Source organism: Streptomyces sp. SID5469 (assembly GCF_009862865.1).
Lineage (GTDB): Bacteria > Actinomycetota > Actinomycetes > Streptomycetales > Streptomycetaceae > Streptomyces > Streptomyces avermitilis.
In genome coordinates this window covers 462,699-475,088 of the sequence record NZ_WWIN01000001.1, presented here as the reverse complement: position 1 = coordinate 475,088, position 12,390 = coordinate 462,699, and the positions used below count along the sequence as shown (strand labels likewise).

The following is a 12,390-nucleotide window of genomic DNA, read 5'->3' as shown; positions in this document are numbered from 1 at the left end:
TGCCAGTGTCGGCCCATGCGCATCCTCCGACGAGCGGACCGGCATGAGCGAAACACCGGAGACTCCCACCGCCGTGCTGCTGATCACTGTGTGGTTCGAGCCCGCTTCGCCCACGCTGCGCGCCCGCGTCATCCAGGCAGTCGACGTGCATACCCCAGGTGAAACCATGGTGCTGGTCGGGCGCGACGCGGTCCTGGGGGTCGTACACGAGTGGTTGGACGCCTGTGCCCACGACCGTCCGAATCCGCCGTCAGGCGCGACGTGATGCTGTCGGCCGTTCACTGCCGCCGTCCCGGGCGCTAGTCGGCGGAGGGGCGCAGCCAGGCGGACAGGCGGGTTCGTTCCTCCTGGACCGCGGCAGCGGCCTGAGCAGTCTGTGACGCGGGTGCCTGCAGATCGAGGTCGCGAAGTCGTTCCAAGGCCCGCCAACGCAAGGCGATGAGGTCCGGGCTCGGCACTGCGAATGAGTACAAGGTCGTGGTGGTGTACGTCGTGGTCGGGAAACCCAGATTGAGCGGGGCCGCTATCTGCCGTACCTCTTCATGCCGCTCACTCCGGGCCGCGGAGCCGAGTTCCACAGACGCGAGCTTGCTGCCCAAGTACACGGTCTGGTCCACGACTTCACTTTGTATGCCCGTAGCGTAGACCTGCACCGTGCGGAGTGCCGTGGAGGTGATCGCGACGACGGCGAATACCTCCCTGCCAGGAGCGTCCAGGTAGCGGTCGGTGATCTCCAAGGACATCCCGTCGAGCTCTCGTTCGACCTGTGCCTGAATGGTCTCCCGTTCCCGTTCCCAGCGCTGCTGGTCGAAGTGGTCTTGGAGCTTGGCGGACAGATATCCGGCGAGCAGCTGGAGGCCGCCCAGTATCGTTCCGCCGACGAGCCCCCGTATCCGGCCCCCTCCGAACATCCGGGGGACGGCCGCCGGCGGTGTGGCTCGTTGTCCGGCTACTTCTGAGGCCGGTGGGACGGCCGGAACAGTGGGCGGCTTCGTCGGGTCGATCCCCGGGCCGCTGATACGACCGGCCTCCACATGGCTGTTCAGATTGGTCTGGGCGTCGGCGTGAGAGCGTGGTGGGGGTATCGGTCGCAGGCCTCCCTGCGGTGTGCTCACCACACGGCGCTGCGGGTGAAACACCGTGTAGGCGTCGTGCAGACGGCTCGGCAGCGGAACGGCACGAGACCCCTGGCCGACGTGATGGTGTTCCAGAGTGTCGTTCACATAGGCGGCATGGCCCGGGAAATGCTCGATCCAGGTGGCATCGACGCGGGGAGCCTGGCCCGACGCGATGAGCTGTGCGTTGGCCAGGCTGATGGCGGAACCGTAGCTCTGCTGGAACCGGGGCCAGAAGTACTTCGAGTCTCGCAGGTAACCGAGCTCGCTGGACGAGATGCCTTTCCCGCGGCCGACCCAGGGCATGTCGACCCCCTCAGCCGGTATGTCGAGGGGCGTGGCGACTACCGGTCGCGGGGCGGCGGGAACGGCTCCGCTGGAGCCTGCCGCACCGACGGGCGACCGGAGAGGGACCTGAAGGATGCTGGGCCGCAGCGGCTCCAACGGCAGCGTCCCCTCGGACTGAGCCCGGTGTGCGCCTCCCGCGCGTCCCCGCATCGCGTCCTCGAGGGATTTCACATACTTCGCCACCGTGAAGTAGTCACTCTCGAGCATGGAGTGGTCGACCAGCCATGCCGCGGCCAGGAGCCACTCCTGTTCGAGTTGCGTGTCGGACAGGTCGGAAGGGTCGGACTCGACGGCCTGCCGGGCGACACCGATCCCGGTGCGCCCGCGTACCCGGGCGGCTCCGCCGCCCATCACGGTGTCGGCGGCCGCGACAGCCTCATGCTCGGTTTCCGTATGGGGAGAAGGGGCTGGCGGTTCCGCACAGCCGGATCGTTGCTGAACGACGTGCGCGAGTTCGTGCGCCAGAGCCCGGAGCTCGTCCGCTGAATCGGGGCTGTACCAGTCCTGGCCCAGCGCGATGTGGTCGCCCAGGGTGAGAGCCCTGGCGTTCATCCGCCGGGTCAGGGCGTGAGCCTGCGGATCGGAGTGCACACGCACCTGGCTGAAGTCATGACCGAAGGCCATCTCCATGGTCTGCCTGATCCCGGCATCAAGGGGGTGGCCTCGGCTGTGGAGAACAGCAGCCGCATCATGGCCCGTCCGGCCTCTGTCGATCAGCGCGCGAATCATCGAAGGGCCTTCCTTCAGAGGACATAGGGGCACTTACACGCCCGACGTCAACGGCACCGCGAACGACGTCCGCAGCGGACTCACCTTGCTCCCCGCCACCACCGCCAGCGGCGCCAAGTGATACCGCACCCCATGCGGCCCACTCCCACCCGGATACGGCCAGATGGCCGTGCCGAGAGTCCGGCGGGCGGCGAAGGTCCAGTGGTCGCCGCAGCGGTACTCGTGGGCCGGCTCCCGTGCCGCGGAGGGCTGGAAGTGGATTTCGATGCCGTGTTCCAGGGGGATCCAGGGGCCTTCCGTGATCGGGATCGCGCCGCCCGAGTCGGTGTCGAGGGGGGTGTGGTCCCAGCGGCGGAGGTAGGGGTGGCGGTCGGGGGAGACGGGTGGGTCGGGGGTGGTGGCGAGGATGACCGTCAGGGTGTCGGGGTCGATGTCGTCGATCCGGTGGAGCGGGGGTGCCCCGGCGGGCAGGCCGAGGTCGCGGCGGAGCGAGATCGCGTCGTCGACCACCTCGACCCAGTGGCCGGGCTCCAGAGCGGTGTGCCGGTCCCGGGCCGGTGACGTCAGCCGCATCTTGGTGCCGCCGAGAGGGCGGACGGGGTGGATCACCGAGCCGTTGTCCCGGGACCACGCGAACGTCGCGCCGTCGGCCGCCGTACCGCCGCGCCGGATCTCCACCCGGTAGAGCTGGTTCTCGCCGGTGTACGACGCGTCAGGCGACGCCGTGCAGGGATCGTCGGCCGAGCTGTCGTCGCGGGAGGTGCGGACGTCGAGGACGCCCGTGCCCCGGTCCGGTGCGTGCTCGGCGGCGATCCGGTGCACGGGGTTCTGCCGGCTCTTGAGCGGCAGTGCCCGGACCTGCCACACCACCTGGGCGCGGCTCGCCGAGTCGGGCTGGTGCAGGCCGAGCGCGGGTTCGTGGAGCGAGGGGTCCTCGACCTCGGTGACGTGGCGTTCCCAGACCTTGAGGTAGACGACGTAACTGCCCGACGGCAGTCGGTCGGCGTCGTCGAGGTCGATGTAGGCGTGCGGCTGCTCGGCGTAGGTCACCTTGGCGGGGTTCTCGACGAGGATGCCGTCCACGTAGTAGCGGCCCGCCCCGATGGAGAATCCGCCGGTGCCGATGTCGGAGATCTCGAAGCCCAGGCTGGTGGCGGGGCCGGCGTAGGGCCCGACCAGGTCGGCCATCGCCGTCCGTAGGTAGTGCAGCAGGATGGCTGTCTGTTCGTTCCGGTTGGCGTCCAGCCCCACCCGTCCCTGGAGGTCGAACACGGTCGAATAGCTACGGTCGGGCGAGAACGTGATGTTCGAGAAGTCACCGTGCACGGCGTCCCCCTAGGTGGCGGTGATGACGGCTGCCTCGACGCCGAGCGGCACGTACTCGGCGAGATGGCCGACGAGGTTGCTCAGGCTTTGGGGCTGGTACAGGTCGTGGAAGGCGCCCAGCTCGGCGCCGTCCTCGGCGCCCGTGGAGATCAACGGGTCGCAGGCGGTGTGGAGTTGGCAGTAGCCGGGGTGGCCGTAGCGGGTGCTGGTGAAGTGCGGACGGGCGGGGTCCGTGGCGCAGCGGTAGCGGGGCGGGCCAGGGTGCGAGACCGGGGCGTACGAGTAGCGCAGACAGCCCGTGTCGCGGCGGAGGGTGTGCAGGCAGCCCGTGACGATGCTGTTCTCGCCGAGGGGGAGGGCGTGGACGCGCACGTCGCCCAGGACCGTGCAGCGGCGCAGGGTCAACTCGGCGTGGGCGAAACGGTCCTCGGGGGCTGTCACGGCGGGCAGGTCGTGGGACGTGGCGTCGACGATCGAGTCCAGGATCTCGACGGTCAGCGGGTTGCCCTTCGTCTCGTCCTGGTCCACCACGATCGTGCCGACTATTGAATGCTCCACGCGTAGGCGGGCTGTGGTGCGGCGCAGTTCGACGGACGGTTCCTCGCCCCAGCGGGGGCGGCAATCGTGGTCCAACTCCCAGCCGGGGACCAACGTGCAGTGGCGGACCAGCACTTCGCCGATCTGGCCGACCACGTCAAGGCTGCGGCCGCTCACCACCAGACCGTCCAGGACCAGTTGCGGGCGGCGGGTGGCCGGCGGCGGGCAGTCGGCGACCGTGCCGGGCGGCGGCTTCTTCGCGGTGGCCCGTACGGTGAGCGCGTCGAAGCGGTTGGCCTTCTGGTTGAGCAGGCGGACGACCGGGCGTTCACCACGTGCGGCGCGTATCTCGAGCCGGTCGTCCTCGTCCAGGTCGATCCGCAGGGCCTCCGTGTAGTCGGCCGAGTCGCGGATCTCGATCAGCGCGTCATGAAGGGACGGATCCGCTGCCTTGTCCGCCCGCCACTGCCGCAGCGCGGCCGTGATCGAGCCCAAGTCGTCCTCGCCGCCCACCGCGTACAGCTTGCGTTCGCCGACCGGGGTCTGCGGGCGTCGGTACGCGCCACCGCCCATCGCGTCGGCGAAACCGTAGTGCCAGCTCACCCACACCCCGTCCTCCGGCGCCTCGTCCGCCGGGAAGGCGATCCGGCCGAGCACCGGGTCGACCACGACCTGCCCCGGCCGCGGCCGATAGCGCCAGTCGGTGAGGTCGGCGACGATGATCTGTTCCGCCGGTACCGGGTTGTCGGGGGAGTCCCGCCAGATCTCCAGGCTTCTGCCTGGGCCGTAGTACTCGGTGACGGCGGCCTCGAACTCCTCCCGCCCCAGCGGATGCGGTACGTCGCCGGGGCCCGACACCCGTGCGGGCGCCGGGCCTTGCGGTGCCGGGGCGAACAACCGGGTGTCGATACCGAGGACGTTGACGAGATAGCGGCTGTAGCGCTGGTCGATGCAGAACGCCGGCGCCCGGGTCACCGGGAAGGCCCGCAGCCGCCAGACGAACAGGGCCAGACTCGGGATGCCGTGCAGCCCACGGGTCTGCGTGCTGTTCGGCCGCCGTACGTCGACCAGGTGCGGCGCGTCGTCGAAGGGGCCGCCGAGCCGGGCGCAGGCCAGCGGGTCGCGCACGGCGAAGGTGGCGGGGCGGTCGAGCCGCACATGCCGTGCGTGCTGGGCGCGCACCAGGTGCCGGTACAGCTCGACGGCCCGGGCGGGCCAGCCGGAACTGTCCAGGGCGACCGCCTCCAGCGCCGCCGCACCGCCCTTGCGACGCCGGTTCGCCACCGCGTCCGCCACGTCCTGGCGCGGCGACAGCGCGCGGACCGCTCCGGGTGAACTGCCCGGCGGCGGGGGGCGGGTGCCGACCAGGGCGCCGATGTACGGCACCACCCAGTCCTCGCACGTCTCCACGAACCAGTTGGCGTACCAGGTGTCCAGGTCCTCCTCGATCACCCGGACCTGCTCCTCGACGATCCGCAGCAACGCCCGCAGCGGGAAGCCCTGTTCCTCGTCGCGGCCGCGGTGGACCGCGGGCAGCAGGTCGTAGAGGCGGTCGGGGGGCGGGCTGCTCATCGGGCCACCTCCAGGTTCAGTACGACGAAGCCAGGGAGGCCCGGTGCGGCGACGACGAGATCCGCGGGACGGACGACCTCCGTCGGCGGCGCTGCTCCGAACTCGACGCGGGCCGGCCGCGCCAGGACACGCTGCGCGACCCCCGTGACCTCGGCCGCGTCGGCGGGTGTCGTCCCGAGAGTCGCACCGAAACGCCGTACGTCCACGAAGACCACCCCCGGCACCCCCTGAAGCGCGGCCACGGCCTCCGCCACGTACGCGCTCCGGCCCAACTCCCGTGCGCCGAAGGCGAAGACACGCTCGAACTCCGCCCGGACGCGCGGCTCCAGCAGGACGGCGGAACGGTCGGGGGCGATGCCGATCCGGGCCTGGAGGACGAGGTTCCAACGGGTGCGGGGCGCGACGGCGGCCGGCACGCCCGGGTCGCCGTAGCGGCGGAACGCGGCCAGCAGGGAGGTGACGACGGCCGTGTCCGGGTCGAGTTCGGCGTCGTCGACACCGGCCACGGTGACGTGCACGAGTTCGCGGCCGCCGACGGTCAGCCGGGCGGCGGCCGCCCGGCCGATACCGGCCCGGGCCAGCGTGAAGTCGGCGTAGTCACGCAGGCCGACGAGGCGGTCCATGGCCAGCGTCGGCAGCGGCGCCCGGCCGCGCAGCGCGGCGTCGGTGTCGGCGTCGGTGCCGCCGCCGGTGGACAGCGGATTGACGACGGCGTCGATCCCGAGGGGCTTGGCGCGCAACTGGCTCAACTGCCCGGCCCGCAGGTTGCCCGCGCGCCCGAGGCCGACCCGGTAGCGGGCGGCGATGTTGGCCGTGCCGGTGGGCAGCCGGGACCCGCGACGGCCGTCCCCGAAGGTGACGGTGGCGGTGCCGGTGTCGTCCGCACGGAGTTCGTAGGCGTGCTCGGCGGGGGCGGCGTGGGCGATCTCGTCCGTCTCGGACCACGCCGACTCGCCGACCCTGACGGTGAGTTCGGCCTGTCCTCCGTCGGCAGCGGGGGCCGCCACGTGGGTGAGCGGATGCGCGGCCAGGGTAAAGGTCTGGCCCGGCCGGGACGCGTCGCCGCTGCCGAGCGCCGGCTCCTCCCTGGTCTCGCCGTGGGTGGCGCGTACGGCGTTGCCCCACACGGTGACCGTGTCGCGGCGGTAGGTGTGGCGCAGCCCGGCGGCCAGTTCGAGGACGGTGTACGGGGTCGCCCCCGGCCGGTTGGGGTCGGTGACCGTGTGGGTGGCCAGGACGTGGGCGACCTCGCCGGCGGGCGCGCCGCCGTCGACGGGGGCGCCGCTGATGAGGACGGTGCGGGACGGGGGCGGGGCGGTGATCACCCGGTCCAGGTCGACGGCGGATCCCGTGAGCCCGTCGGTGAAGGGGCCGTCGGCGAGGGTGAGGGGCTCGGCCTGGGCGTGGACGGTGAGGCCCCTGTGCAGGCTCAGCAACGGGGTGCCGTCAGCCGGGTTGTCGTACCACGTCGTCGGCAGGTCGAGGACGGTGACCTTGCCCGTGATGCCGTAGTGCGCGAGGCCGCGGCTGCGGACGTCGGTGGCCTGGAACGGCGTCCCCCAGCCGTCAGCCGACTCGATGACGATCCAGCTGCCCCGCAGGATCCGCGGATGGTCCCCGTCCAGCCAGAGCCGGCGCCTTTCCTCCTCGGGTTTCGTCCCCACTGTGTAGAGGGCGGGGTCCAACGGCCATTCCTCGAACTCCGGGACCGCCGCGGCGGTGGCTCCCACCTCGCCGGTGGACTTCAGTTTCTGCGGCGCGGCGGTACCGAACGGCGCCGCCCTGACCCGCAGCACGTCGAGCCGTACGAACGCGGCCCTCCCCGTCCTCCCGACGGTCTCCCGGCACGCCTTCTCGAACTTGTCGGAGATCCGCACCAGAGCGACGGCTGTCGTGCCCGCCAGGGCGTCGGCGTGAACGGACTCCACGATCCGCAACGTGGGCAGCTTGCCGTCGTCGAAGTGGAACAGCAGCCGGTCGTTCGGGGCGACCCCCGCGCTCACCCCGTCCACGTACACGACCCGCAGTCCCAGCGCGCACTCGCGTGTCATCGGCATCGGCCGCCGAGTCCGCACCCGAAGCGCGCCCCACGAAGGCCGCGCCACCAGATCCTCCGCCGTCTCGAACACCACGGGCTGTGCCCCCGGATCCGGCACGCTCTGCACCTGCGACCCGGCGGGGACCGTGACCTCCACGTCGGCCGGGTCCGGATCCAGGGTGTAGGCGAGCCACCCGTCCGCCGCCAGGCCCGGCCGCGGCCGGTACCCGACCAGGCGGCCCAGCTCCACCAGCGACCGGCGTTCGGTGGCGGTCCCGAGGTAGCCCTCGTCGGCGATGCGCTCCTGATAGAAGGTCAGGACGTCACCGACGCAGGCCCACGCGTCCAGCAGGGCCAGCGCGGGGTCGGCGGGGTCCCGGGTGCTGAGCTCGGCCAGTTCGGGGTGCGCGGAGCCGGACAGGGCCCTGGTCATCGACGCGAGGAACGTGGCGTGGGTGCCGGCCCGGGCGCGCAACCGCGCGGCGCCGGGCGGGTTGTCCGTCGGCAGCGGGGTCCCGGCCCCGGTCGTGCAGCAGCAACTGCCCTCACCCGTGGCGCACATGGGCGTTCACCGTCCTCCCGCCAGATCGATCCACAACACCCCGGCGCCGGGGCCCGAGGGATCCGCGCCGCCCGCCGGGATCTCCAGCGGCCCGAAGGCCAGCACCCCGTCGTCCGGCACGAGCGGCAGAGGCGCCTCGGCGCGGCCCAGCCGCTCCACCGCGGCCGCCACCACGCCCGGCACCGCCATCGCCTCGGCGACCAGCCGGCCCGGGTACAGGTCGCTGTCGAAGGTCAGCCGGTCGGGGTGGAACAGGCCCCCGACTCCGTTGCCGAGCCGGGCGCGTACCGCCCGCTCCACGGCGGCCCGGCGCGCGTCCGGCGCGAGGCACAGCTGCAGCCGTACCTCCACGGCGACCGTGCGCGGCGCGTCCACCCGCAGGTCGTGCCCGATCCGCCGACCACGTTCGAGACGGTCGCGCACGGCGTCCAGCAGCGCCGCCGGGGGATCGACACGGCCCAGCGCGTCGACCGCCACGTCCGCCTCGTACCAACTCCCGTTCCACGCAAGGTCGGTGGCCGCCCGCTGCACCCCGGCCGGCTCGCCCGCCAGCGCGCTGTAGTCGTCGGCGGTGACCGCCCGCTCCAGCCGGTGCCGGTACTGCGTAGGGCCGAACAGCCGTGCGTCGGCGACAGGTTCGGGCGCCGTACCACCCGTGGCGGGCAGCGGATTGCGTACGGCGGTGACGCGTGCGTCGGTCGGCGCGCTCACCACCACATGCACCACCGTGCCCGAACCGGCGATGCCCGCAGGCCCGTTGCCGACGCGCACGGCGGCCAGGAACTCCTGCCCGCCGGTCACCGCCCGCCCCAACTGCCCGTCGCCGAACCGCAGTCGGGCCGTGCCGTCGTCCTCGGCCTCGACCACGACGTGCGGGTCGTCGCTGTCGCTGTCGAGCAGGTCGGCCCGCACCTCCCAGTGCTCGCCCGCCGACGTCAACGTCAACTGGGGGAGCGCGGCCCGCGGATCCTGGACGAGCGCGGCCGATGCCGGCCCCGCGACGCGTGGGTCGCCCGGGTCGAGCCCGGCGGCCAGGACGGGGCCCCAGCCCGCGGCCACTTCGGCGGCGGTGTCGGTGTCGAGGGGGACGCCGGCGCGGGCGCGTGCGGCGAGCCGGGTCAGGCGTGCGGTGCGTCGGGCCAGCAGGGCGGCCGATCGGGCGCGCAGCAGGGTGAGCGCCGCCCTCCGCTGCGCGGCGTCGCGCGCCGTCTCCAGCCCGGCGTCGGCCACCGCCCGCGCACCCCACAGGGTGCGGGCCAGGGCGAGGTCGGCATCCGTTGGCGGAGCGCTCGCCCGCCGGTACATGTCCGCGACGGCCTCCGCCGCCCGCGCGGGGATCCCCTCCAGCGCCCGCACCTGCGCGGCCGCCGTGCGCGCCGGGTCGGGGTGGGGCGAGCGCCGGGTGAGCGGACCGGTGTCCAGGCGGGGCAGCCATCGCAGGGGCGCCTCGGTCCGCGGCCGAGGTCGGCCCAGGTCATCGCAGGACGCCGGGCCCGTGGCCGTGGTGGGCGCGGTGAGACGGAGGGGAGGCGTGCCGCTGCTGCCCTGGTCGACCAGCACGATGTTGCCGCGGGCCACACTGACGTCCTCGAACAGACAGCACCGCTCGCCGCCCACGGTGGCCAGGCACAGCGGGAAGGCCAACGCGTCCTCCTCGGCCCAGACCACGCGCAGCAGCCGCTGCCCGCGCACCGGGTCCGTGATCTCCTCCACGTCCGTCAGCCGCACCGCCTGCCGGTGGCGCGGGTCGGCGTCGCCGGGAACGCCGGTGACCGGGCCGCGTACCTCCTCCAGGACCAGGACGTCGCCGGGCGCCAGCTCCAGCTCGCGCTCCTTGCCGGTGCCCGGGTCGACCAGGGTCGCGGACGTCGTCCCGGCGGGCAGGCGGCACTCCTCGCCGTCCCACGTCCACAGCCGGATCTCGTTGTGCGCCGGGCGCAGCACCAGATCGGCGGCGACCACGGGCTCATACCGCTCGAAGTATGTGGTGGCGCCGCGCAGTTGGGCCTCGGAGACGAGCGGGCGGACGCCGGGCAGCGCGGTGGCGAACCAGTACGTCCCGGCGCGCAGCACCGCGGGCTCCTCGGCCGCCAGATGCACCCAGGTACGGGCGTTGCAGCCCTCGTGCAGACGGTGGTCGACCAGCCGCAGATGGCGTCGGACCGAGGTGCGCAGGCGCGCGGTGTGCAGGTACGCCTCGGTCGCGACCGCGTCCTGCCGGTAGGAGAGCTGGTCGCCGACGTAGGCGAGGAGCTCGACGAGGGTGATGCCGAGGTCCGGGACCTCCCGGTCGGCCCAGGCGGGCGAGACGAGGGAGAGCCGGTCGAGGATCAGGCGGCGGAAGCTCGCGTAGTCCTTGACCAGGTAGTCCAGGGCGGGCACGGGCGTGGCCGGTACCGGGGAGTCGGCCACAGCAGCACAGTCGGCCTCCTCGGCGCAGTCGGCGGTGAAGGTGAACTCCGCGCCGCTGTGCCGCGGATCGAAGCCGGGGAACGGGGCGCCGGGCCGGTCTGGATCGACCAGGCGGAGCGTGTACGGGGAGCGGTCGCCGAGACGGTCCACGGTGACGAGCAGCGTGGCCCGCCGGGTCGGCGGCGGCGAGCCCTCCACCCGTACGGACACGGCGCGCACCGCGCGTCCCGGCCCCTCGATCCGGACGCACTCGGCACCGGGCACTGGATCGGGCGCCGCGCCGAGGAGCAGCACACGCAGGGTGCGGCCGGGCGCGTCGACATCCACGGCGACGACCGCGCCGAGCCCGCTCTCCCGGGTCCGGTCCGCCCGCTCACCCGGCAGACAAGGGCGCGTATCGGGTACGCCGGTCATGGTCCCGTCCCCCGTTCCACCACGGCCGTGCCCGGCTCGCCCGTCGCGAGCAGCACATAGCCGACGGTGATCCGCAGCTCCGCCTCCTCGGCCTCCACCTCGACCCGCTCGACCTGGATCACATCGGTCAACCAGCGCTGCAGCGAGGCCTGGAGGGAGTACTCCACCGCACCGGCCAGCTCCTGGCCGCCCGGCGCGAACACCAACTGCAGCACCCCGGAACCGAAGTCCGGCCGGTTCACGCGCTCGCCCGGCACGGTGAATAGCAACTGCTCGATCAGGTCACGGACATGGCCCTCGTCGCTCGTGCCGGCCGACCGGCCACGCGCGTCGACGTGGAAGGGGAAGTCCAGATGCGTCCTCGCGTAGTCCGGGTGCGCGCTCACGCGGCCACCACCCGCTGCTGGACGGTCGACACCACGGGTGGCCCCTGCGACACCTGGGCGGCGGACAGCCCCAGCCCCGTGCCCGGTCCGGCGGGCTGTACCACGAGGGGGCGGCCCTGCACGAAGACGCGGGTCGAGGCGGCCAGGGAGAAGTCGACCTTCACACAGGGCGTCGGCGGCGTCGACGAGGACAGGACACAGGAAGGAGCGACCACGTTCACGTCGGCCGTCGTCACCACCGGCGCGCCCCCGGCCAGCACCTGCTGCTGACCGGGTGTCAGGGTGAGTTGGCCCTGGTGGGCGCAGGTCAGCGCGGCGGCGGTGGTGAGGGCGAATCCCGGCATGGCGGACTCCTCACGCCGTCTTCACGACGAGCGCGCCGTTGTTGATGTCGACCAGGCCGTTCAGGCTGATGTTGGCCGCCGTGATGGTCACGCCCGCGCTGTCCACGGTGATCGACGCGGACGGCGACTGCAGCAGTACCCCGCCGCCCTTCATCGGCGTGACGGGCGAGTCGCTGACGGCGATCTTGCTCTTGCCCGAGGTCTCCACGAGGAAGACCGGGGAGCCGGGGACGAGCGTGCCGGCCGTGGCCGGGGTCTCGGCGCGGCCGCCCCAGAAGAAGCCCGTCCAGATCGGGTGGTCGGGGTTACCGCCCTCGAACTCCACCCACACCCCGGCCTGTTGGGGCGGCCTCACGAACATCCCGGACTGCAGCCCGCCGAGTGGCACGCACGGCATCGCCCAGCTGGTCGGGAACAGCCCGAACACGTCCGGCACGCTCACCAGCAGTCGGCCCGTGCCCAGCGGATCGACGTTGTTGACCACCGAGCCCCGGTACTTGCCGTAGAAGCGCCGCGCGCCCGGCGGCTCGGCGTCCTCGCGCTGCGCGGGGCTGAAGAAGCCCGGCGACTCCACGTAGCCGATGTCGTCCATGTTCGTCATGACGTC

General features: G+C 72.7%; 9 protein-coding genes. 1 reads left to right on the top strand and 8 read right to left on the bottom strand.

Annotated elements, in window-relative coordinates; all coding sequences use genetic code 11:
- The first annotated feature begins 43 nt into the window (after window positions 1-43).
- The gene (locus GTY58_RS02180) at window positions 44-265 is read left to right on the top strand and encodes a hypothetical protein (protein ID WP_010981835.1); all 222 of its coding nucleotides are present in this window, start codon (window positions 44-46) and stop codon (window positions 263-265) included.
- Window positions 266-299: 34 nt separating this feature from the next.
- On the opposite strand, the gene GTY58_RS02175 is transcribed toward GTY58_RS02180, so the two are convergent.
- The 8 genes from GTY58_RS02175 to GTY58_RS02140 are packed head-to-tail and all read right to left on the bottom strand — an operon-like array spanning window position 300 to window position 12,384.
- Window positions 300-2,192, bottom strand: coding sequence for a DUF4157 domain-containing protein (locus tag GTY58_RS02175; protein ID WP_010981834.1), 1,893 nt, complete (start codon window positions 2,190-2,192; stop codon window positions 300-302).
- A gap of 33 nt (window positions 2,193-2,225) precedes the next feature.
- A complete protein-coding gene (locus GTY58_RS41480) occupies window positions 2,226-3,518 on the bottom strand; it encodes a DUF6519 domain-containing protein (protein WP_010981833.1) in 1,293 nt (430 codons plus the stop codon).
- A 9-nt stretch (window positions 3,519-3,527) separates the two neighbouring features.
- Window positions 3,528-5,627, bottom strand: a complete 2,100-nt coding sequence (locus GTY58_RS02165) for a hypothetical protein (RefSeq protein ID WP_010981832.1) — start codon at window positions 5,625-5,627, stop codon at window positions 3,528-3,530.
- Window positions 5,624-8,227, bottom strand: coding sequence for a putative baseplate assembly protein (locus tag GTY58_RS02160; protein WP_010981831.1), 2,604 nt, complete (start codon window positions 8,225-8,227; stop codon window positions 5,624-5,626). Before GTY58_RS02160 ends, GTY58_RS02165 begins: the two co-directional genes overlap by 4 nt.
- Before the next feature lie 6 nt (window positions 8,228-8,233).
- Window positions 8,234-11,053 (bottom strand): putative baseplate assembly protein, encoded by a 2,820-nt coding sequence (locus GTY58_RS02155; protein ID WP_010981830.1) that lies wholly within the window; start codon window positions 11,051-11,053, stop codon window positions 8,234-8,236.
- Window positions 11,050-11,439: a GPW/gp25 family protein gene (locus tag GTY58_RS02150; RefSeq protein ID WP_010981829.1), complete on the bottom strand. Its 390-nt coding sequence runs from the start codon at window positions 11,437-11,439 to the stop codon at window positions 11,050-11,052. The genes GTY58_RS02155 and GTY58_RS02150 overlap by 4 nt, the downstream gene beginning before the upstream one ends.
- Entirely contained in the window at window positions 11,436-11,783 is a 348-nt protein-coding gene (locus tag GTY58_RS02145; RefSeq protein WP_010981828.1) for a hypothetical protein, read from the bottom strand. The genes GTY58_RS02150 and GTY58_RS02145 overlap by 4 nt, the downstream gene beginning before the upstream one ends.
- A 10-nt stretch (window positions 11,784-11,793) precedes the next feature.
- Entirely contained in the window at window positions 11,794-12,384 is a 591-nt protein-coding gene (locus GTY58_RS02140; protein ID WP_010981827.1) for a phage baseplate assembly protein V, read from the bottom strand.
- Between the last annotated feature and the right edge of the window lie 6 nt (window positions 12,385-12,390).